A 22685-nucleotide genomic window follows, 5' to 3' on the forward strand; every position below is an offset into this window, starting at 1 on the left:
CATGGTGCCGGTCATACCTGTCAGCTCCTGTCAGGTACCCGCGAGGCGTTCGACCACCGGCGCGAACTGCTCCATGAACGCGGCATTGACCGAGATGTACGACACTCCCAGCTTGTCCCTGCGCCTGGTGAGCGTCTCCGCCATCTGCTCGACCGTGCCGGACAGCACGCCGATCGCCGTGCCGTCGACAGGACCGTAGCGGCTCACCAGCCAGGCGGGCGGCTCCTCGCCCACCGCCGCCAGATTGATGTTGAGCTCCAGCTCGTCGTAGCGGTCTCCGGCCAGCTCGTACAGCTCGTCCAGCTTGGCCGCCAGCTGCTCCTCCGTCCCGTTCGGCGGCAGGCCCAGCGCGACCGTGCCGGCCCGCGCCGCGGCGAGCCTGAGCAGCTTCGGTCCGGCGGCGGCGACGAGGATCGGCACGCCCTCGACGGCGTCGAGAGTCCGCGCCAGCCGGTCGATCCGCTCGCCGGGAGTCCCGTAGTCGGCGCCGAGCCGGGTGGCTTCGGCCTCGGCGTGCGGCCGCCCGGCGCCGATGCCCAGCTCGAACCGGCCGCCGGTGAGCGTGCGCAGCGTGGCCGCCTCCCACGCGACCGCCTCCGGGGTCCGGAACGGGGCGCTCAGCACGTACGTGCCGACGCGCAGCGTCGTGGTGGCCGTCGCGGCGGCGGCCGCGGCCGCGAACGGCGAGAAGGTGCCCAGCGTGTCCGGGACGAGCAGCGTGTCGTAGCCGAGGCTCTCGGCCCGACGCGCCAGGCCGGTCCAGCTCCCCGCGTCGGGGGCCTGTCCGGCGACGGCGCCGAATCGGAAGGGATGGTGCGTCATGCCCCAACGATCGCCCACCGGCCGCCGCGGCACATCGTCCGCAGGACCGGTGACCCGCTACGGCACCGGGCGCAAGCTCCCGGCCCCGGCCTACTCCCCCAGCAGTACGCGGGTGAAGTCGTTGGCGAACCGGCCCGCCGGGTCATGGCGCCGCACCAGCTCGCGGAACCGGTCCGGGCAAGCCGGCCACCGGGTGAACAGCTTGCCCCAGTGCGGCCGCGGGTCGAACGGCGCCAGCACGTCCTCCACCAGCTTGATCGCCGGCAGCACGGCCTCGATGTCCTTGACCCAGGTGAAGTGCACGGCCACGCTGTCACGGCCGTAGGACGGACTCAGCCACAGGTCGTCGGCCGCGACCGTGCGGATCTCCGAGATCTGCAACGCCGGCCGGATCCGGTCGCCGACGGCGCGCAGCTCGCGCAGCGCCTCCACCGCGTGCTCGCGATCCATCAGGAACTCCGTCTGCAGCTCGTCTCCCGCGCTGCTCGGCGGGGAGTCGGCGCGGAAATGCGGCAGCCGCTCGTGCCACGGCCCCGGGACGCCGAGCTGCTCGGTGCAGCTGTCCGGCGGCATCCCCGGCACCGGGTGCCGCGGCCCGCCGGCCGCCCGGGTGCCGTGCCAGTCCCCCTCGGGTAACTCCGTCCGGCGCTTGATCCAGGCACGGGTGTCGCGCCAGTCGGTGAACAGGCTGACGCTGTAGCCGTCGCCCATGACCTCGTCGAACGGCGCGTCGTCCGGCACACCCTCGCGCACGTACTGGCGTAGCTCGAAGGCGGGCACCAGGTTCAGCGTCAGCGTGGTGACGATCCCGAGCGCGCCGAGCGCCACCACCGCTCCGGGGAAGTCGGCGTCACCGCGTTCGAGGCTGACCAGGGAACCGTCGGCCGTGACCAGCTCAAGCGCCGACACGGCAGCCGACAGGCTCTGGTTGCCCTGCCCCGACCCGTGGGTGCCGGTCGCGACCGACCCCGCCACCGAGATGTGCGGCAGCGACGCCATGTTGCCCAGCGCGAACCCGTGCGCGTGCAGCTCGGGCGCCAGCGCGGCGTACGTCGTGCTCGCGCCGACCCGCACGCGCGCCGCCGCGCCGTCGATCTCCACCAGGCGCGGCATGCGGTCCAGGCGGACCAGCTCGCCGGGAGAGTCGGCGACGTCGTTGAAGGAGTGCCCGCTGCCCAGCGCCCGCACCCGCGGGGTGGCGGCGACCAGGCGCCGGAGCTCGGCGAGGGAGGCGGGGTGGTGGACACGGGGGGCCCGGAACGCGGTGTTTCCCGCCCAGTTGGTCAGCGTCACCGCCCTACCTTGCCACACCGCCCGGCGCTCCGGCCGATCCGGCCTCGGGGCCCCTCAGATCTCGATGACGACCTTCCCGCGTGCGTGCCCGCGCTCGAAGTCCACCAGTCTGGCCGGGACCTCGTCGAAGGTCAGCCGGTGCTGGATGCGGACGCGCAGCTCGCCGCTGTCGATGAGGTCGGCGAGGGTGGCCAGCAGCGCGCCGCTGGGACGGTGCACGAGGTTGACGGCGCGGATCTCCCGTTCGGTGAGCTCGTCGGGGTCCAGGGCGCCGACGGTGCTGACGATGATCCCGCCGGGCCGCAGCACCCGGACCACGTCGCCGATCGCCTCGGCCGGTTCCACCAGGTCCAGGACGGCGTCGATGCCGTCGGGGTGGCGGGCCAGCACCTGGTCGGCGACGGATCCGGCGGTGTGGTCCACGGTCTCGGCGGCGCCCAGGTCGCGCACGAGCTCCTCGGCGTCGGGCGCCGCGGTGGCGATGACCCGGGCTCCGCGCAGCGCGGCGAGCTGGACGGCGCTCTGGCCGACGCCGCCCGTGGCGCCGACGATCAGCACGGTCTTGCCGGTGTCGAGCCGGGCGGTCTCGACCGCCTCGTGGGCGGTTCCGGTGGCTGTCGGCACGGCCGCCGCCTGCTCGAAGAGCATGCCGTGCGGCATGTGGGCGATCGACCCGTCCTCGGCCACGACGCCGTACTCGGCGAAGCTGCCGAGGCCGCGCGGGTAGTCGGCGAAGCGCCCGTACACCTCGTCGCCCGGGTCGAAGGCGGTGACCTCGGCCCCGGTGGCCTCCACGACGCCCGCCCCGTCGGTGCCGAGGATCAGCGGGAACGTGAACGGCACCTGGCCCTTCATGACCCCGGCCGCGACCTTCGAATCGACCGGGTTGTAGGCGGCGGCGCGGATCCGGACGAACACCTCGCGCGGGCCCGGCTCGGGCGCGGGCAGTTGCGTGATCTCCGGATCGGCTCCGAATCCGGTAATGGCGATGGCGCGCACGAGGACCCCCGTCAACGACTCCTGGACGAGGTAGACGTCCCCTCGGCCACCACCGCCAATCCGCTCCTGGCGGTTCCTGGAAGGACTTTTGGACCTTCCGGGCGAGCGCCTCCTAGAAGCCCTGGGCGAGCCGGTAGTAGGCCTGGTTCCAGCGCAGCTCCTTGGTGAGCCGGCGGGTGGTGGTCTCCGCGTCGATGACCACCAGTTCCACGCCCAGCATGTCGGACAGGTCGGTGAGCTCCTCCGTGCCGACGGCCGTGGACAGCACGGTGTGGTGCGGGGCTCCGGCGGTCAGCCACGACTCGGCGGAGGTCCTCAGGTCCGGGCGGGGCCGCCAGACCGCGCGGGCCACCGGCAGGCTGGGCAGCGGCTCGAGCGGCGAGACGACGTCGATCTCGTTGGCGACCAGCCGGAACCGGTCGCCCAGGTCGGCCAGGCCGACCACGATGCCGGGGCCGGGCTCGGCGTCGAACACCAGCCGGACCGGGTCCTCCCGGCCGCCGATGCCCAGCGGGTGGATCTCGCACGACGGGGTGCCCGCGGCGATGCTCGGGCACACCTCCAGCATGTGCGCGCCGAGGATGAGCTCCTCGCCGGGCGTCAGATGGTAGGTGTAGTCCTCCATGAACGAGGTGCCGCCCGGGGCCATCGCCTTGAGCGTGCGCAGCAGCACCGAGGTCTTCCAGTCGCCCTCGCCGCCGAAGCCGTAGCCGTCGGCCATCAGCCGCTGCACGGCCAGGCCGGGGAGCTGCCGCAGGCCGCCGAGGTCCTCGAAGTTGGTGGTGAACGCCTTGAAGCCGCCGCCGTCGAGGAAGTGGCGCAGGCCCAGCTCGATCCTGGCGGCGTAGCGCAGCGACTCGCGCCGCTCGCCGAGCAGCTCGGGCGCCACCCGGTAGAGCTCCTCGTACTCCTTGACCAGGGCGTTCACGTCGGCGTCGGAGGCCGCGTCCACGGCCTCGACCAGGTCGTTGACGCCGTAGGTGTTGACCGAGACGCCGAAGCGCAGCTGCGCCTCGACCTTGTCGCCCTCGGTCACCGCCACGTCGCGCATGTTGTCGCCGAAGCGCGCCAGCTTCAGCGTGCGCACCTCGGCCACCCCGGAGGCGGCACGGGTCCAGGCGAGGATCCGCTCCGCCACGGCCGGATCGCTGACGTGCCCGGCCACTGTCTTGCGGGGCACGCCCAGCCTGGTCTGGATGTGGCCGAACTCCCGGTCGCCGTGGGCGGCCTGGTTGAGGTTCATGAAGTCCATGTCGATGGAGCTCCACGGCAGCTCCACGTTGGCCTGCGTGTGCAGGTGGAGCAGCGGCTTGCGCAGCGCGTCAAGGCCGGCGATCCACATCTTGGCCGGGGAGAAGGTGTGCATCCAGGCGATCACGCCGGCGCAGGAGTCGTCGGCGTTCGCCTCCAGCATCACGCGCCTGATCGCGGCCGCGTCGGTGAGCACGGGCTTCCACACCACGGGCACCGGCAACGCCTCGGCGATCCGCTGCGACTGCTCGGCGACCTGGCGCAGCGTGTCCTCGCCGTACAGCCCCTGGCTGCCGGTCAGAAACCAGATGTTCAACGCGGGCTCCTCTGTCCGTAGACGTTCTGATAGCGGTCGTACAGCCGGTCGACGTCGTCCTGCGGGATCGGCAACGGCTCGCCGAGCTGCCTGGCGACGTGCACGGTGCGGGCGACGTCCTCGCACATCACGGCCGCCTTCACCGCGGCCTTGGGGTCCTTGCCGATGGTGAAGACGCCGTGGTTGCGCATGAGGACGGCGGGCGAGCGGTGGCCCTTGAGCGTCCCGACGATGCCCTGGCCGATGGAGTCGTCGCCGATCAGCGCGAACGGCCCGACCGGGATCTCGCCGCCGAACTCGTCGGCCATGGCGGTCAGCACGCACGGGATCGCCTCGTCGCGTGCGGCCCACGCCGAGGCGTAGGTCGAGTGGGTGTGCACGACGCCGCCCACCTCGGGCATGTTGCGGTAGACGTAGGCGTGCGCGGCGGTGTCGCTGGACGGCGCGTGCTCGCCCTCGACCAGGTCGCCGTCGAGGTCGCACACGACCATGTTCTCCGGCGTCAGCTCGTCGTAGGAGACGCCGGACGGCTTGATGACGAACAGGTCCTCGCCCGGGACGCGGCCGGAGACGTTTCCCGCCGTCCAGGCGACCAGGTTGTAGCGGACCAGCTCGGCGTGCAGGTCGCTGACGATCTTCCTCATGCTCGTTCTCATGGCTTCACTCCGTGGGGCAGCTCGGTCGCTTCGCTCCCGCCGCTTGTCGGTCCGGGCGACGGAGCTCCCTCGCGGGCGCCGTTCCTGATGGCGCGCAACCTGTGCAGCATCTGTCCGTCTCCGAAGTGGTCGTGCAGGTTGCGGTACTCGGCGTACAGCCGGTCGTAGGCGTCGGCCCTGGCCTGGTCGGGCTCGTAGGCGGCCTCGGTGCGCCGGCCCATCGCGGTGGCGGCGGCCTCGATGTCGGGGTACGCGCCCGCCGCGACGGCGGCGTGGATGGCCGAGCCGAGGGCGGGCCCCTGGTCGGAGCCGATGACCGACAGCGGGCGGCGCAGCACGTCGGCGTAGACCTGCATGAGGAAGCGGTTCTTCAGCAGGCCGCCCGCGACGACGAACTCCTCGACGGGCACGCCGGACTTCTCGAACGTCTCGACGATCATGCGGGCGCCGTACGCGGTGGACTCGATGAGGGCCCGGTAGACGTCCTCGGGCTTGGTGGCGAGGGTCTGGCCGACGATGACGCCGGACAGGTTGTGGTCCACGAGGACCGACCGGTTGCCGCCGAACCAGTCCAGCGCGACCAGGCCGTGCTGGCCCACGGCCTGCTGCTCGGCCAGCGAGGTGAGGTGTTCGTGGATGCTGGTGTCCCCTGCCTGCTCCAGGTAGGAGGCGGGGACGAAGGTGTCCACGAACCAGGCGAAGATGTCGCCCACGGCGGACTGGCCGGCCTCGTAGCCCCACAGGCCGGGCACGATGCCGTCGCGGACCACGCCGCACATGCCCGGCACCTCGGCGAGCTGGTCGCTGGGCATGATGTGGCAGGTCGAGGTGCCCATGATGGCGACCATCTGGCCGGGCCGCACGGCGTCGGCGGCGGCGGCGGTGACGTGCGCGTCCACGTTGCCGACCGCCACCGCGACGCCCTCGGGCAGTCCGGTCCACCCGGCGGCCGTGGCCGACAGCGTCCCCGCCACCCCGCCGAGCGGCGCCAGCCGGACGCCGCCCGTCTCCTCGCCGACCTGACCGGTGGCGAGCTTGGCGGCGAAGTCGCCGAAGGCGGGGTTGAGCTCCGCCAGGTACTCCGGGGACGGGTAGCCGCCGTCCTGGAAGATCCCCTTGTAGCCGACGGTGCAGATGTTGCGGCTCTCGACGCCGCACAGCTGCCAGACGATCCAGTCGGCGGCCTCGATCCAGCGCTCGGCCCTGGCGTAGACCTCGGGGTCCTCCTCCAGGACCTGCAGGGCCTTGGCGAACTCCCACTCCGAAGAGATCTTGCCGCCGTAGCGCGGCAGCCAGCTCTCGCCGCGGCGGGCGGCCAGCTCGTTGATCCGGTCGGCGTGCGGCTGCGCGGCGTGGTGCTTCCACAGCTTCGGCCACGCGTGCGGCCGAGAGGGCGTCTCGAAGCACAGCGGCGTGCCGTCCGCGGTGGCCGGCAGCACGGTGCAGGCGGTGAAGTCGGTACCGATGCCGATCACGTCGCCGGGCGAGATCCCCGCCGCGGCGACGGCCTGCGGCACGGCCACCCGCAGCACGTCGATCCAGTCCTGCGGCGACTGCAGCGCCCAGTCGGGGCCCAGCGGCGCATCCGAGCCGGGCAGCGTGCGCTCGATGACGCCGTGCGCGTACTCGTGGACGGCGCTGCCCAGCTCGGCGCCGTCGGCGACGCGGACCACGACGGCACGGCCGGACAGCGTGCCGAAGTCCACTCCGACCACAAACTTGTTAGCGTTCACATTGGACTCCAGGAGGTTCGTTCTGGCGTGGGGCAGGCGCTACCGCGCGGGGGCCGTGCTGGATCTGACGACGAAGGCCGGCGGCACGACCAGCCGCTCGCACGCACCTGCCCCCGAGTCGATCTGCCGGAGCAGCACCTCGATGCAGTGCCTGCCCACCGCGTCGAAATCCTGCCTGACCGTGGTGAGCGGGGGTGAGAAGAACTCCGACTCGGGGATGTCGTCGAAACCCACGACGCTGATCTGGCCGGGGACCTTCACTCCTTCCTCCGACAGCGCCCGCAGCACGCCGAGCGCCATCTGGTCGTTGGCCGCGAAGACGGCGGTGACCCCGGCCATCGCGGCCAGGCTCCGGCCCGCCTCATAACCCGCTCGCGGGCTCCAGTCGCCGGCCAGCGGGACCGGCACCGGGCGCCCCGCCGCCTCCAGCGCGGAGCGCCAGCCCTCGAGCCTGCCCTCGGTCTCCAGCCAGTCCGACGGGCCGCTGACGTGCCAGACCGTCTCGTGACCGAGCTCCAGCAGGTGCCGGGTGGCGAGCCTGGCCCCCTCGATCTGGTCGATGCACACCACCGACACGTCGGCCCGGTGGGTGCCCTCGACGGCCACCGCGGGCGTGCCCGACGGCAGACTCTCCAGCGCTCGGCCGGCCGAGCGCTGCGGCGCGACCACCACGACCCCGTCGACGCCCTGCTCGGTGAGGTAGTCGATGGCGTCGCGGACGCTGTCGGCGTCGATGGACTTCAGGCTGACGATGCTCACGAAGTAGCCGGCCGTCCTGGCCGCCTGCTCGATCCCGTAGATCGTGCTGGCCGGGCCGTACAGCGTGGTGTCGAAGCTCACCACGCCGAGCATCCGCGACCGCTTGGTGACCAGGGCGCGGGCGACCAGGTTGCGGCGGTAGCCGAGCCGGATGATCGCCTCCTCCACCCGGGCCCGGGTGGCCGCCCGGACGTTGGGGTGGTCGTTGAGCACCCGGGAGACCGTCTGGTGCGACACGCCCGCTGCCTTGGCCACGTCGGCCATGACCGGCAGGCGGCGCTTGGGGATGGGACCCACGGCTCTCCTTTCGCTGGCTACCAAGATCGTATTGCGGGACGGTCAGCCCGCAGCGCCAGCCCTGCGCTTGGTCCACACGTCGAACGCCACGGCGGCCAGCAGCACCGCGCCCTTGACGAGCATCACCCGTTCGCTGGGCGAGCCGATCAGGGACATGCCGTTGTTGATCACCGCCATGATGAGCCCGCCGGTGATCGCGCCGACGACCTTGCCGACACCACCCTGTACGGCGGCGCCACCGATGAAGGCGGCGGCGATGGCGTCGAGCTCGAAGGAGTTGCCCGCCGTCGGGCCCGCCTGGTTGAGCCGTCCGGCGAAGATGATGCCGGCGATGGCCGACAGGACGCCCATGTTGACGAAGATCCAGAAGACGACCTTCTTGACCTTGACGCCGGACATGACGGCCGCCTGCAGGTTGCCGCCGATGGCGTAGATCTGCCGGCCGAAGACGGTGCGGTTGGCCATCAGGGAGTAGGCCAGCACCAGGATCGCCAGCAGCACCAGCACCCAGGGCAGGTTCTTGAACCGGGCGAGCTGCACGACCAGGAAGAGGATCAGCCCGGCGCCGGCCGCCATCTTGAGCGCGAACAGCGCCATCGGCTCCACGGACTGGCCGTAACCGGCGCGCCCGACGCGGCTGCGCCACTGCGAGGCGACCATGCCCGCGATGGCGACCAGGCCGATCAGCAGGCTGAACAGGTCGGCGCCGCCCAGCGGGCCGAGGCCGATGTTGCCGAGGTAGCCGTTGGTGAAGCCGTTGGCCAGGGTGCGAACCTGGTCGGGGAACGGGCCGATGCCCTGGTTGCCCAGCACGGTCAGGGTGAGCGCGCGGAACAGCAGCATGCCGGCCAGCGTCACGATGAACGCCGGGATGCCGAAGTAGGCGATCCAGTAACCCTGCCAGGCGCCGATGAGCCCGCCGGCGGCGACCGTGATCAGCAGGGCGAGCGGCCACGGCAGGCCCATGTTCACCATGAGCACCGCGGCCAGGGCCCCCGTGACCGCGACCACCGAGCCCACCGACAGGTCGATGTGCCCGGCGATGATGACCAGGATCATCCCGATCGCGAGGATCAGCACGTAGGAGTTCTGGACGATGATGTTGGAGATGTTCTGCGGCTGGAGCAGGGCGCCGTCCGTCAGCACCGAGAACAGCACGATGATCAGGGCGAAGGCGATGTAGATGCCGCTCGCGCGCAGGTTGACCGACAGTCCGCCCAGCGACACCCGGCCCGGCTGCCTGGGCTCTCCCGGCCCGCCGCCCTTCGCGCCGACCTCCACGTCGGCGGGCGTGATGCTGCTCATTGGAGCTACTCCTGTCCCTTGGTCATGAGATGCATGAGGCGTTCCTGCGTGGCGTCCTGGCGCGGCACCTCGCCGGTGATGCGGCCCTCGGAGAGGGTGTAGATGCGGTCACACAAGCCGAGCAGCTCAGGCAGCTCCGAGGAGATCACCAGCACCGCCTTGCCCTCGTCGGCGAGGCGGTTGATGATCGTGTAGATCTCGTACTTGGCGCCGACGTCGATGCCTCTGGTCGGCTCGTCGAGGATCAGCACGTCGGGCTCGGTGAGGATCCACTTGGAGAGCACGACCTTCTGCTGGTTGCCGCCGCTCAGTTTGCCGACGACGCTCGCCACGCTGGGCGCCTTGATGTTCATGCTCTTGTGGAAGCGCTCGGCGACCCGGAACTCCTCGTGCTCGTTCACCCAGCCGCGCCGCGACAGCCCACTCAGGCCGGCGGCGGAGACGTTGCGCTGGATGTCCTCGATGAGGTTGAGGCCGTACCTCTTGCGGTCCTCGGTCGCGTAGGCCAGGCCATGCCTGATCGCGTCCTGCACGGTGCGGACCTCGATCGGACGGCCGTCCTTGAAGATCTTGCCGGAGATGTGCACGCCGTAGGTCCGGCCGAACACGCTCATGGCGAGCTCGGTGCGGCCCGCGCCCATCAGGCCGGCCAGTCCCACGATCTCGCCCCTGCGCACGTTGATCGAGGCGCCGTCAACGACCTTCCTGCCGGGCTGGCTGGGGCTGTAGACGGTCCAGTCCTCGATGCGCAGCGCCTCCTCGCCGATCGTCGGCTCGTGTGGCGGGAAGCGGTTGTCGAGCGCGCGGCCGACCATCCCGGAGATGATCCGGTCCTCGGTCACGCTGTCGGCGGCCATGTCGAGCGTCTCGATCGTCCGGCCGTCACGGATGATGGTGACGGAGTCGGCGATGGCGATGACCTCGTTGAGCTTGTGGGAGATGATCACGCAGGTGATGCCCTCGTCCCGCAGCCCGCGCAGCAGGTCCAGCAGGTGCGCCGAGTCGTCGTCGTTGAGGGCGGCGGTCGGCTCGTCGAGGATGAGCAGCTTCACCCGCTTCGACAGCGCCTTGGCGATCTCGACGAGCTGCTGCTTGCCGACGCCGATGTCGGAGACGGTGGTCGTCGGGTTCTCGCGCAGCCCGACCCGCTCCATGAGCTGGGCGGCCTCGAAGTTCGTCCGGTTCCAGTCGATGAAGCCGCGCTTGGCCCGCTCGTTGCCGAGGAAGATGTTCTCGGCGATCGACAGCTGCGGGCTGAGGGCGAGCTCCTGGTGGATGATGACGATGCCGGCGTGCTCGCTGTCGCGGATGCTGCCGAACTCGCACCGCTCGCCCTCGAAGTCGATCTCGCCCTCGTAGCCGCCGTGCGGGTAGACCCCGGACAGCACCTTCATCAGGGTCGACTTGCCGGCGCCGTTCTCGCCGCAGATGGCGTGGATCTCGCCCCGCCGCACGGACAGGTTGACGTCCTGCAGCGCCTTCACGCCGGGGAACGTCTTGGTGATGCCGCTCATCCGCAAGATGTGGTCGGTCATGTCTCAAGCCCCTCGGTCAGGGGCCCCGGGGACGGCGGGCCGTCCCCGGGGCACGCCCTCTACTTGAGCTGGTCCTCGGTGTAGTAGTTGCCGCCGATGATGACGTCCTTGTAATTGCTCTTGTCGACGATGACCGGGTCGAGCAGGAACGAGGGGACGACCTTGTTGCCGTTGTCGTAGTCCTTGGTGTTGTTCACCTCGGGCTTGCCGCCCTTGAGGACCGCGTCGGCCATCTTGACGGTGGTCTCGGCCAGCTTGCGGGTGTCCTTGAAGATGGTCGAGTACTGCTCGTCGGCGACGATCGACTTGACCGAGGCGAGCTCGGCGTCCTGGCCGGTCACGGTCGGGTACGGCTGGCCGCTGGTGCCGTAGCCGCTGCTCTTGAGGGCCGACAGGATGCCGATGGACAGGCCGTCGTACGGCGAGAGCACGCCGTCGACCTTGGCACCGCCGGTGTAGGTCTTCGTGAGGATGTCCTCCATGCGCTTCTGCGCGGTGGCCGGGTCCCAACGGAGGATGGCGGCGGTCTTGAACTCGGTCTGGCCGCTCTTCACCACGAGCGTGCCGTCGTCGATCTTCGGCTGGAGGACGGACATGGCGCCGTTCCAGAAGAACGTGGCGTTGTTGTCGTCAGGCGAGCCGCCGAACAGCTCGACGTTGAACGGGCCCTTCTCGCCCTTGTCGACGCCGAGGCCGGCCAGGAGCGAGGTCGCCTGCTGCACGCCGACCTTGAAGTTGTCGAAGGTGGCGTAGTAGTCGACGTTCGGGCTGTTGCGGATCAGCCGGTCGTAGGCGATGACCGGGATCTTGGCGTCGGCCGCCTGCTGCAACTGGGAGGTGATCGCGGTGCCGTCGATCGAGGCGATGATCAGGAGCTTGGCGCCCTTGGTGATCTGGTTCTCGATCTGGTTGGCCTGCGTCGGGATGTCGTTCTCGGCGTACTGCAGGTCGACCTTGTAGCCGAGCTGCTCGAGCTGCGACTTGACGTTGTCGCCGTCGTGGATCCACCGCTCTGACGACTTGGTCGGCATGGTGACGCCGATCGTGGCGCCCGCGTTGCCGCCCTCGGCCCCCGCCGTGGGCTGCGCGTCGACCGTTTTCTGGCTGGAGCCGCAGGCCGTCATGGTCGCGGCGAGCGCGATGGCGGACACCAGTCCGCCGATTCGTGCCAACCTCATCGTGCATCTCCTCGCAAATGGGGGTTCACGGCAGCGCTGGTCGCCACGGCTGCCGGTAGGCGTAAAGTTTGATCACAAACTGTGATAAACCGGAACAAAGTTCACGTCGTTCTCGCAGATTGTTATCGCTAACAACGCGGCTGTCAATGCCGGCCGATAACCTCCCGGAAACTTTCCGGTAACGTCCGGCGAGATCCCGTCGCAGGTCAGCGGCGGGAACGAGCCGAGAACAGCCGTTGCAGCAGGATGAAGACGAAGAGCAGTAGGCCAATAAAGATCTTCGTCCACCAGGAGCTGAGCGTGCCCTCGAAGCTGAGGATGGTCTGGATCAGGCCGAGCACCAGCACCCCCAGCACGGTGCCGAGCAGGAAGCCGGTGCCGCCGGTCAGCAGCGTGCCGCCGATCACGACGGCCGCGATCGCGTCCAGCTCCATGCCGACCGCGTGCAGGCCGTACCCCGAGAGCATGTAGAACGACAGCAGCACCCCGCCGAGCGCCGAGCAGAAGCCGGAGATCGTATAGACAGCGATCTTCGTCCTGCCCACCGGCAGGCCCATCAGCAGCGCCGACTGCTCGCTGCCGCCGGTGGCGTAGACGGCGCGGCCGAGCCGCGTGTAGTGCAGCACGTAGGCGGCGCCCAGCACGACCACCGCCGCGATGACCACGCTCGGGGAGATCCACAGATCGCCGAACAGGTCGATCCGGGTCTGCGCGAACGCGGTGAACGTCGGGTCTCCGATCGGGATGGAGTCCGTGCCGATCGTGTAACACAGCCCCCTGGCCAGGAACATCCCGGCCAGCGTGGCGATGAACGGCTGGATGTCGAAGGCGTGGATCAGGTAGCCCATCACCAGCCCCAGGGTGGAGCCGATGAGCAGCACCAGCGGGACCACCACGTACGGCGGCCAGCCCGGGCCCGCCATCAGACTGGCCGAGATCATCGTCGACAGCGCCACCACCGACCCCACCGACAGGTCGATCCCGCCGGTGAGGATCACGAACGTCATGCCGACGGCCACGACCAGCAGGAACGCGTTGTCGACGAAGACGTTGAGGATCACCTGCCCGCTGGCGAACCCCTCGTAGCGGATCCCGCCCGCCACGAACATCGCCACGAACAGGCAGGCCGTCACCAGGACCGGCACGTACTTGGCCGGGATCGTCCTGCCGCCGCCCAGGGTCAGCGTCGTCATGCCGTCACCCGCACCTTCTCCTCGGCCGCCGGCTTGGCCGAGGCCGAGCCTCGCCGGCGGTGGAACACCTTGTCGCGGAAGGCCTGCGACTGGATGAGGCAGACCACGGTCACCACCAGCGCCTTGAACAGCAGCGTGGTCTCGGGCGGCACGCCGATCGAGTAGATCGTCGTGGTCAGCGTCTGGATGATCAGCGCGCCTAGCACGGTCCCGCCGAGCGAGAAGCGCCCGCCCGCCAGTGACGTGCCGCCGATCACCACGGCCAGGATGGCGTCCAGCTCGATCCAGAGCCCGGCGTTGTTGCCGTCGGCGCTGGAGACGTTCGAGCTGATCATCAGACCCGCGACGCCCGCGCACAGCGCGGCGAAGGCATAGACCATGACGATGATCCCGCGTGCCCTGATGCCGGCCAGCCTGCTCGCCTCGGCGTTGCCGCCCACCGACTCGATCAGCATGCCGAGCGCGAGCCGCCGGGTGAGGAAGGCGGTGATCGCCAGCACCGCGAGCACGATGAGGATGCCGAACGGCAGCGTCAGCCAGTAGCCGCCGCCGATCAGCTTGTAGGCGGGGCTGTTGACGGTGATGATCTGCCCGTCGGTGATGAGCTGGGCCAGCCCGCGCCCGGCGACCATGAGGATCAGCGTGGCGATGATCGGCTGGATGCCGACGGCCGCCACCAGGAAGCCGTTCCAGGCGCCGAGCAGCACGCTCAGGCCGAGCGCCAGGACCACGGCGGTGAACACGCCCTGGTCCTGGCTGATCTGCAGGCAGGCCAGCGCTCCCGAGATGGCCACCACCGAGCCCACCGACAGGTCGATGCCGCCGGTCGCGATGACCAGCGTCATGCCGAGCGACACCAGGATCAGCGGGGCGCCGAAGCGCAGGATGTCGATGAGGCTGCCGTACAGGTGCCCGTCGCGAACCTGGATGGACAGGAAGCCGGGGGTGAAGGCCACGTTGACCAGTAACAGCACGGCCAGGATCAGCACCGGCCAGAGCAGGCGTCTCATGAGGCTCGCCCTCCGCTCGCGATCGTCTCCATCAGCACGTCGGTGGTGAGCGCGTCGTCGTTGGGCAGCTCGGCGACCAGCCTGCGGTCGCGCAGCACGGCGACCTTGTGGCTGAGCCGCAGCACCTCCTCCAGCTCGGCGGAGATGAACAGCACCGCCACGCCGCCGTCGGAGAGCTCGGCGACCAGGCGCTGGATCTCCGTCTTGGCGCCCACATCGATGCCGCGGGTGGGCTCGTCGAGGATGAGCAGTCTCGGCTCCAGGATGAGCCACCTGGCCAGCAGCACCTTCTGCTGGTTGCCGCCGCTGAGGTTGCGCACCAGGTGCTCGGGGTTGGCCGGGTTGATCCGCAGCGCCTTGACATACCTGCCGACCAGCTCGTCCTGCTGCTCGCGCGGCACCGGCCTGGTCCAGCCCCTGGTCGCCTGCAGGGCCAGGATGATGTTCTCGCGCACCGTGAGGTCGGGGATGAGCCCGTCGGACTTGCGGTTCTCCGAGCAGAACGCGATCTTGTGGGTCATCGCGGCGCGGGGCGTGCGCAGCGACGCGGGCTCGCCGCCGATCGCCACCTGCCCGGTGCCGGCGTGGTCCGCGCCGAACAGCAGCCGCGCGATCTCGGTGCGGCCCGAGCCCAGCAGGCCCGCGAGCCCGACGACCTCGCCCTCGTGGATGGTGAGCGTGAACGGCTCGATCGCGCCGGTGCGGCCGACGCCGCGCGCCTCCACCAGCGGCCTGTCGAAGACCTTGGCCTCGCCGTGCAGCTTGTCCAGGGCCTCGAGCTCCTTGCCGATCATCTTGGCGACCAGTTCGACCTGGCTGAGCTCGCTGGTACGGAACTCGCCGACCAGCCGCCCGTTGCGCAGGATCGTCATCCGGTCGGAGATCTCGTAGACCTGGTCGAGGAAGTGCGACACGAACAGGATCGCGATGCCCTCCTCCTTGAGCCGCCGCATCACCCGGAAGAGCTGGCCGACCTCGTCGGCGTCCAGGCTGGAGGTGGGCTCGTCCAGGATGAGCACCCTGGCCTCGACGTCCAGGGCGCGGGCGATGGCGACCATCTGCTGGATGGCCAGGGAGTAGGACGACAGCGGCGCGGACACGTCCAGGTCCAGCTCCAGTCGCGCGAGCAGCTCCCTGGCCCGGGCCCGCATCCGTTTCCAGTCGATCCTGCCCAGGCGGCGCGGCTCGCGGCCGATGAGGATGTTCTCCGCCACCGACAGGTTCGTGCAGAGGTTGACCTCCTGGTAGACGGTGCTGATCCCGGCCTGCCGGGCCTCCAGCGGGCTGCCGAAGGCCACGGCCTGGCCGGCCAGCTCGATGTCGCCGGCGTCGGCCGGGTACACGCCGGTCAGCACCTTGATCAAGGTGGACTTGCCCGCGCCGTTCTCGCCCATGAGCGCGTGCACCTCACCGGGCAGCAGCCGCAGGTCCACGTCGTCGAGGGCCTGCACGCCCGGGAACTGTTTGCCGATTCCGCCCATCCGCAGGATCGGCGCGGGTGCGTCCATCCGGCGCCCCTTCCCTTTCTCCCGACCGGGCCGGCCTCGCGGGCCGGCCCGGTCTCATCACCGGTCAGTACTCGCGGCTGGGCAGCGCGGCCTTGGCCTGCTCCTGGTCGAACGTCGTCTCCTCCGTCACCACGCGGGCCGGCACGTTCTCGCCCTTGAGCACCTTCTGGGCCAGGTCCATGAGCTGCGGGCCGAGCAGCGGGGAGCACTCCACGATGAAGTTGATCTTGCCGTCGGCCAGGGCCTGCATGCCGTCCTTGACCGCGTCCACCGTGATGATCTTGATGTCCTTGCCGGGCACCTTGCCCGCGCCCTCGATCGCCTCGATCGCACCCAGGCCCATGTCGTCATTGTGCGCGTAGAGCACGTCGATGTCCGGGTTGGATTTCAGGAACGCCTCCATGACCTCCTTGCCCTTGGCCCTGGTGAAGTCGCCGGTCTGCGAAGCGATGATCTTGAACTTCGAGTCCGCGCCGATGACCTCGGCGAAGCCCGCCTTGCGGTCGTTGGCCGGGGCCGAGCCCGTGGTGCCCTGCAACTCGACGATGTTCACCGGGTCGGTGGCGTCCTTGTACTCGTCCACCAGCCACTGGCCGGCCTTCTTGCCCTCCTCGATGAAGTCCGAGCCGAGGAAGGTCTTGTACAGGGTCGTGTCCTTGGAGTCCACGGCCCGGTCGGTGAGGATGACCGGGATCTTCGCGTCCTTGGCCTCCTTGAGCACCGTGTCCCAGCCCGACTCCACCACCGGCGAGAAGGCGATCACGTCCACCTTCTGCTGGACGAAGGAGCGGATGGCCTTGATCTGGTTCTCCTGCTTCTGCTGGGCGTCGGAGAAGCGCAGGGTGATCCCGCTCTTCTTGGCCGAGTCCTGGACGGACTTGGTGTTCGCGGTGCGCCAGCCGCTCTCCGCGCCGACCTGGGAGAAGCCCATGACGATCGAGTCGTCGCCGCCTCCGCCAGAGCCGCTGCCGCCGCTGCCGCCGCTGTCGCTGCCGCATCCGGCCAGCGTCGCCGCGGCCAGGGCGGCGACCACCATCGCCGAGATCTTCTTCAACACGTGGGGGGTGTCCTTTCCTGTATGTGAGCGTTAACAAACGGGGTGGCGAAACCGCCTTCCTGCCCCCGGCTAGCGCCGGGCCGTACTGACTCGGGACACGAACGCGGGAGGGACCACGAGCCGCTCACTCTCCTCGGGCCCGTCTCCCTCGATCTGCCGCAGCAGCACCCCGATGCTGTGCCGGCCGACCGCGCCGAAGTCCTGCCGGATGGTGGTGAGCGGAGGCGAGAAGAACTCCGACTCGGGGATGTCGTCGAACCCGACGACACTCACCCGCTCGGGCACCTTCACCCCCTGCTCGGCGAACGCCCGCAGCACGCCCAGCGCCATCTGGTCGTTGGCCACGAAGACCGCCGTGACGTCCGTCATGCTCGCCAGGCTGCGTCCCGCCTCGTAGCCCGAGCGCGGGCTCCAGTCCCCGGCGAGCGGCTCCGGAGCCTCGCGGCCCGCCCGGGCCAGCGCCGCCCGCCAGCCGGCCACCCGCCCTTCGGCCTCCAGCCAGTCGGAGGGACCGCGGACGTGCCAGACCGTCTCGTGTCCCAGCGAGAGCAGGTGGTCCGTGGCGAGCCTGCCCCCTTCGACCTGGTCCACGCAGACCACCGGCACGTCGCCGGCCTCACCGCCCTCGACCGCGACCGTGGGGACGCCGAGCGGCAGGTCCGCGAGCGCCTGGGCGGCCGAGCGCTGCGGCGCGACCACGACGATGCCGTCGACGCCCTGGTCTGTCAGGTAGTCGAGGGCGTCGCGGACGCCGGTCCTGTCGATGGACTTGAGGCTGACGATGCTGATGAAGTATCCGGCCGCCCTGGCCGCCTGCTCGATGCCGTACACCGTGCTGGCGGGACCGTACAGGGTGGTGTCGAAGCTGACCACGCCGAGGGTCCTGGAGTGCCTGGTGACCAGCGCGCGGGCGACGAGGTTGCGGCGGTAGCCCAGCTTGTCGATCGCCTCCAGCACCCGGGTGCGGGTTTCGGTGCGCACGTTCGGATGCTCGTTGAGCACCCGGGAGACCGTCTGATGGGACACTCCGGCCTCCTTGGCCACGTCGGCCATGACCGGCGGACGCTGCCTCTGGGTGGATCCCACAGCCGTGCTCCTTTCCGGGCCTGGCATGACTGTGAACGTTAACAAAGGGTCTCGTCAAGGGCGCTTCGATTACGGTCGCGTTACGCGACGGCCTCTTGACGCCTCTTCGCCGGGGACCTTAACTGAGCGCAGTTCTCCGTTGTTAACGCTCACCCCTCCTTGTTAACGCTAACAACATCCGAGGAGCACCCCATGAGACGACTCGCCTTATCGGCGTTGCTGGTGGCGGGCGTGCTGACCGCACCCGCCGCGGCGGCGGCCGAGCCGGTCCCCGAAGGCGCGGCCGTCGACCAGTTCGACGCGAGCGCGCTCGGCCGGGACTGGAAAGTCCTGGCCCGCGACGACTCCCGGTGGTCGCTGACCGAGCAGCCCGGCTCGCTGCGGGTCCACTCGCTGCCCGGCGACACCTACCAGGGCACCAACACGGCCAGGAACCTGTTCCTGATGGACATCCCGGCGGGCGACTTCGAGGTGGTGACCAAGCTCAGCGCACCGGTCTCGCTGGACTTCCAGAGCGCGGGCATCCTCGCCTGGCAGGACTGGGACAACTACGTGCGCGCCGGACTGGCCCACGTGGGCTCCGCGGGCGGCCCGGTGATCGAGACCGACACCGAGGTCGGGGCCGCGTTCAACGCGAGCTTCGCGGGCCGGCCCGGCTCGACCGGCGAGATCGTCAAGCTGGCCAGGACGGGCGACGAGTTCGTCTCCTCCTACTGGGACGGCGCGGCCTGGGTGCAGGCGTCGAAGGTGACCGCCGACCTCGACGTCAGACAGGTAGGGCTGTTCGCGCTGTCGGCGCAGAACGGCACCGCGGTCACGGCCGACTTCGACTACTTCGCGGTCAAGGCGGCCGAGGGGCGGCCGGTCGTGCCGGAGGGCCGCTTCACGCTGCGCGCCGCGGGTGAGCGCCCGTACCTGTCGGCCGACCGTACGGGAGCCGTGCGGGTGTCCGCGAAGGCGCCGATGACCAGCCTGGCGGTCACCGCCGAGCCGCGCGGCGAGGCGGGCGTGGCGCTGAAGGACGTGGAGTCCGGCAGGTTCCTGACAGCCGGCCGGACCGTCCGGCTGACCGCTGGCGGCTCGGTCTTCCAGCTCAAGGACGCGGGCGGCGGCAACGTGACGCTGAGCTCCGGCGGCCAGGGGGTCTCCGTCAACGGCGACAGGCTCGTCACCGGGACCGAGGCGACGAAGTTCCGCGTCGAGGGCTACACCTCGGGCGAGCTCACCGTCGACGCCCGGGCCGGCGGCACCAAGGTCGGCCCGAACCTCTACGGCGTCTTCTACGAGGACATCAACCACGCGGCCGACGGCGGGCTCTACGCCGAGCTGGTGCAGAACCGCTCGTTCGAGTTCAACGCGGTCGACGAGCCGAGCTACACCGGGCTGACCGCGTGGAGCGAGGTCGAGCGGGGCGCGACCGCCACGCTGGCGGTCAGCGGCGACCGGCCGCTCAACGCCGCCAACCGCAACTTCCTGCGCCTGGAAATCGCCGGCGACGGCGCCGCGGGCGCGAGCAACGCCGGCTTCAACCGCGGCCTGCCGCTGGAGCGCGGCAAGGTCTACGACCTGTCGTTCTGGGCGCGGCGCGACGCGGCGGGCCCGGTGACGGTGAGCCTGGAGGCCGGGGACGAGGTCCACGGCAAGGCCACCGTGCGGGTGAAGCCGGGCGGCTGGGCGAAGTACCGGGCGACGGTCAGGGCGAGCGGGACGACCGACGCCGGACGGCTCGTTGTGCTGGCGCCCGGCGGCACGACCGACCTGGACATGGTCTCGCTGTTCCCGCGCGACACGTTCAAGGGCCACGGCATGCGCGAGGACCTGGCGGAGATGATCGCCGAGCTGAAGCCGCGCTTCCTGCGCTTCCCCGGCGGCTGCGTGACCAACGTCGGCACCTACGACCCCTACGCGGAGACGCAGGACCGGCGGCGCATCTACCAGTGGAAGGAGACGATCGGCCCGGTCGAGGAGCGGCCCACGAACTTCAACTTCTGGGGCTACAACCAGAGTTACGGCATCGGCTACTACGAGTACTTCCAGTTCGCCGAGGACCTTGGCGCAGAGGCGCTGCCGGTGCTGTCGGTGGGCGTCAACGGCTGCGGCGAGAACCGGCCGCTGACCGACGAGACCAAGCTGGCCCGCTGGGTGCGGGACACGCTGGACCTGATCGAGTTCGCCAACGGCCCGGCCACCTCGGAGTGGGGGAAGAAGCGGGCGGCGATGGGCCATCCCAAGCCGTTCGGCCTGGAGTACATCGGCCTCGGGAACGAGGAGATCTACCCCGAGTTCTTCACCAACTATCCGAAGTTCGCCGACGCCATCAGGGCCGAGTATCCGGACATCAAGATCATCAGTAACTCCGGCCAGACGTCGCAGGGCGCGTGGTTCGACCGCATGTGGGACTTCGCCCGCGACCAGAAGGCCGACCTGGTGGACGAGCACTACTACAACAATGCCGACTGGTTCCTGACCAACAACCACCGCTACGACTCCTACGACCGCACCGGGCCCAAGGTCTTCGTCGGCGAGTACGCCTCCCGGGGCAACACCTGGCACAACGCGCTCAGCGAGGCCTCGTTCATGACCGGCCTGGAGCGCAACGCCGACGTGGTGGAGCTGGCCTCCTACGCGCCGCTGCTGGCCAACGTGGACTACGTGGACTGGACGCCGGATCTGATCTGGTTCGACAACGACGAGGCGTACGGCTCGCCGAGCTACCACGTGCAGCGGCTGTTCTCCCGCAACGTCGGCGACACGGTGCTGCCGAGCACGTTCGAGGGGAGCGCCAAGCCCGTCGAGGACATCGCGGGCGCGGTGGGCGTCGGGACCTGGAACACCCAGGCGCGCTACGACGACGTGAAGGTGACCTCCGCCGACGGGACGGTCCTGCTGGAGGACGACTTCTCGGCGGGGGCGGGCAGGTGGACGCCGGGCGCGGCCGGCGCCTGGTCGGTGCAGGACGGCGCCTACGTCCAGTCGGCGAACGTGGAGGACGCCCGGTCCACCGCCGGTTCGGCGGACTGGTCGGACTACACGATCGAGCTGACCGCCCGCAAGACCGGCGGCGCGGAGGGCTTTCTGGTGATGTTCGGCGTCCGCGACACCGGCAACTTCTACTGGTGGAACGTCGGCGGCTGGAACAACACCCAGTCGGCCGTGGAGAAGGCCGTCAACGGCGCCAAGGCGTCGATCGCGACCTCGGCCACGACGGTCGAGACCGGCCGCGACTACCGGCTCAAGGTCGAGGTCTCCGGCCGGAAGATCACCACCTGGCTCGACGGCCAGAAGGTGAACGAGTTCGTGGACCATGCCGTGGTCGAGCCGCTCTACCAGGTCGTGTCCAAGGACGCGAAGTCGGGCGACCTGGTGATCAAGGCCGTCAACGCCCAGGACACCTCGGTGCGCAGCGCGGTCGACCTGGGCGGCGCGAACGTCAGGAGGACGGCCGAGGTGACCTCGCTCACCGGCGACCCCGCCGACGTCAACTCCATCGCCGAGCCGCGCCGGGTCGCTCCGGTGGAGCAGCGGGTGGACGGCTTCTCCCGCGCCTTCACCTACGACTTCCCGGCGCACTCGGTGACGTTCATCAGGCTGAAGAGGGGATGACGAGCACGCGTGCCCGGGCGGCGGAGAGCCGCCCGGGCGCGTCACATCCTGGCGGTGGAGTCGCGGATCACCAGTCGGCACGCCATCTTGTGCACGCCGGGCGTGGCCTTGCCGTCGATGGCGGCGAACAGGTGCTGGGCGGCCGTCCTGCCGAGCCGTTCCAGGTCGGGATCGACGGTCGTCAGGGGCGGGCGGGTCTCGGCGGCCAGCACCTCCCAGTTGTCGTAGCCGACCACGGCGAGGTCGTCGGGGACCCGCCGGCCCAGCTCGCGCGCCGCCTCCACGAACCCGGCGGCGATCTGGTCGCTGCCGCAGAAGACCGCGTCCAGCTCGGGTTCGGAGCGCAGCAGCATCTCGGCCGCGTGCCTGCCCCAGCGCTGCGACCAGGTGCCCCACAGGGTCTCCCCGGCCCGCGCCATCCCCGCCTCGGCCAGGGCCTCGTCCAGCCCTTCGGCGCGATCGCGGGCGGCCTTGTAGCCGACCGGCCCGGTGACGTGCGCGATCCGCCTGCGGCCCAGCGCGAGCAGGTGCCGCACCGCCAGGATCGCCCCGCCCACGTCGTCGGGGACGAAGGAGACGTCCGACGGGTCGTCGGAAGGCCCGTAGGCGTAGACGACCGGCACCGGCAGATCCCTGCTCACCGAGGGCCGGGGGTCGGTGCTCTCCCCCACCACGATCAGCCCGTCCACCCGGCGCGACAGCAGCGCGCGCAGGTGGTGCTGCTCCCTGATCGCGTCGCCGCGCGCGTCGCACAGCAACACGGCCATCTCCCCGGCGCCGAACGCGTCCTCCGCGCCGAGCAGCACCGGGATGCCGAACCTGCCCGCGCTGTCGGAGGTGAGCAGCCCGACCGTGCGCGTCTGCCCCGACAGCAGCCCCCGGGCCAGCGCGTTCGGCTGGAAGGCGAGTTCCGCGGCGGCGGCGATGACCCGCTGCCGGGTCGAGTCGCGCACGTCCTGCCGCCCGTTGAGCGCCTTGGAGGCCGTGGCGATCGACACACCTGCCAGGGAGGCCACGTCACTGATGGTCGCCCGCCTATCCGCCATATCTTCGAAATCCTTTTCGTAGTCGCTAGCCAGCGGGA

The 22685-nt window shown here is 70.2% G+C and carries 17 protein-coding genes; 1 reads left to right on the forward strand and 16 read right to left on the reverse strand.

The window, feature by feature from the left end; genetic code table 11:
- Nucleotides 1–30 precede the first annotated feature (30 nt).
- The 15 genes from V5E28_RS36045 to V5E28_RS36115 all read right to left on the reverse strand — a co-directional run bounded on the left by V5E28_RS36045 (nt 31) and on the right by V5E28_RS36115 (nt 17965).
- On the reverse strand, nt 31–822 hold the full coding sequence (locus V5E28_RS36045; RefSeq protein WP_336213745.1) for an LLM class flavin-dependent oxidoreductase: 792 nt from the start codon (nt 820–822) through the stop codon (nt 31–33).
- A gap of 90 nt (nt 823–912) precedes the next feature.
- Nucleotides 913–2115 carry an FAD-binding protein gene (locus V5E28_RS36050; RefSeq protein ID WP_336213746.1) on the reverse strand — a complete coding sequence of 401 codons (1203 nt, stop codon included), beginning with the start codon at nt 2113–2115 and terminating at the stop codon, nt 913–915.
- 54 nt (nt 2116–2169) lie between these two features.
- Nucleotides 2170–3129: an NADP-dependent oxidoreductase gene (locus tag V5E28_RS36055; RefSeq protein WP_336213747.1), complete on the reverse strand. Its 960-nt coding sequence runs from the start codon at nt 3127–3129 to the stop codon at nt 2170–2172.
- Between the two features lie 97 nt (nt 3130–3226).
- The gene (araA, locus tag V5E28_RS36060; protein ID WP_336213748.1) at nt 3227–4681 is read right to left on the reverse strand and encodes an L-arabinose isomerase; all 1455 of its coding nucleotides are present in this window, start codon (nt 4679–4681) and stop codon (nt 3227–3229) included.
- Nucleotides 4678–5337, reverse strand: a complete 660-nt coding sequence (locus V5E28_RS36065) for an L-ribulose-5-phosphate 4-epimerase (protein ID WP_336213749.1) — start codon at nt 5335–5337, stop codon at nt 4678–4680. The genes araA and V5E28_RS36065 overlap by 4 nt, the downstream gene beginning before the upstream one ends.
- The gene (gene araB / locus V5E28_RS36070; protein ID WP_336213782.1) at nt 5334–7052 is read right to left on the reverse strand and encodes a ribulokinase; all 1719 of its coding nucleotides are present in this window, start codon (nt 7050–7052) and stop codon (nt 5334–5336) included. Before araB ends, V5E28_RS36065 begins: the two co-directional genes overlap by 4 nt.
- Nucleotides 7053–7109: 57 nt before the next feature.
- A complete protein-coding gene (locus V5E28_RS36075; RefSeq protein WP_336213784.1) occupies nt 7110–8093 on the reverse strand; it encodes a LacI family DNA-binding transcriptional regulator in 984 nt (327 codons plus the stop codon).
- A 75-nt stretch (nt 8094–8168) separates the two neighbouring features.
- Nucleotides 8169–9431 carry a multiple monosaccharide ABC transporter permease gene (gene mmsB / locus V5E28_RS36080; RefSeq protein ID WP_336213750.1) on the reverse strand — a complete coding sequence of 421 codons (1263 nt, stop codon included), beginning with the start codon at nt 9429–9431 and terminating at the stop codon, nt 8169–8171.
- 5 nt (nt 9432–9436) lie between these two features.
- Nucleotides 9437–10966, reverse strand: coding sequence for a multiple monosaccharide ABC transporter ATP-binding protein (gene mmsA / locus V5E28_RS36085; RefSeq protein WP_336213751.1), 1530 nt, complete (start codon nt 10964–10966; stop codon nt 9437–9439).
- Nucleotides 10967–11025: 59 nt separating this feature from the next.
- Nucleotides 11026–12144: a multiple monosaccharide ABC transporter substrate-binding protein gene (gene chvE / locus V5E28_RS36090; protein WP_336213753.1), complete on the reverse strand. Its 1119-nt coding sequence runs from the start codon at nt 12142–12144 to the stop codon at nt 11026–11028.
- Between the two features lie 206 nt (nt 12145–12350).
- Nucleotides 12351–13337, reverse strand: a complete 987-nt coding sequence (gene yjfF / locus V5E28_RS36095) for a galactofuranose ABC transporter, permease protein YjfF (RefSeq protein ID WP_336213754.1) — start codon at nt 13335–13337, stop codon at nt 12351–12353.
- Complete coding sequence (locus V5E28_RS36100) at nt 13334–14347, reverse strand: ABC transporter permease (protein WP_336213756.1); 1014 nt, start codon at nt 14345–14347, stop codon at nt 13334–13336. Before V5E28_RS36100 ends, yjfF begins: the two co-directional genes overlap by 4 nt.
- Entirely contained in the window at nt 14344–15855 is a 1512-nt protein-coding gene (locus tag V5E28_RS36105) for a sugar ABC transporter ATP-binding protein (RefSeq protein ID WP_336213757.1), read from the reverse strand. The genes V5E28_RS36100 and V5E28_RS36105 overlap by 4 nt, the downstream gene beginning before the upstream one ends.
- A gap of 64 nt (nt 15856–15919) precedes the next feature.
- Nucleotides 15920–16912: an ABC transporter substrate-binding protein gene (locus tag V5E28_RS36110; RefSeq protein WP_336213759.1), complete on the reverse strand. Its 993-nt coding sequence runs from the start codon at nt 16910–16912 to the stop codon at nt 15920–15922.
- A gap of 69 nt (nt 16913–16981) precedes the next feature.
- Entirely contained in the window at nt 16982–17965 is a 984-nt protein-coding gene (locus V5E28_RS36115; RefSeq protein ID WP_336213786.1) for a LacI family DNA-binding transcriptional regulator, read from the reverse strand.
- Nucleotides 17966–18190: 225 nt separating this feature from the next.
- Here V5E28_RS36115 and V5E28_RS36120 point away from each other — a divergent pair, with 225 nt between their 5' ends.
- A complete protein-coding gene (locus V5E28_RS36120; protein WP_336213760.1) occupies nt 18191–21601 on the forward strand; it encodes an alpha-L-arabinofuranosidase C-terminal domain-containing protein in 3411 nt (1136 codons plus the stop codon).
- 41 nt (nt 21602–21642) lie between these two features.
- Here the strand turns inward: V5E28_RS36120 and V5E28_RS36125 are convergent, their stop codons facing one another.
- On the reverse strand, nt 21643–22617 hold the full coding sequence (locus V5E28_RS36125; protein WP_336213763.1) for a LacI family DNA-binding transcriptional regulator: 975 nt from the start codon (nt 22615–22617) through the stop codon (nt 21643–21645).
- Between the last annotated feature and the right edge of the window lie 68 nt (nt 22618–22685).

It is taken from the genome of Nonomuraea sp. LPB2021202275-12-8 (genome assembly GCF_037044575.1).
GTDB lineage: Bacteria > Actinomycetota > Actinomycetes > Streptosporangiales > Streptosporangiaceae > Nonomuraea.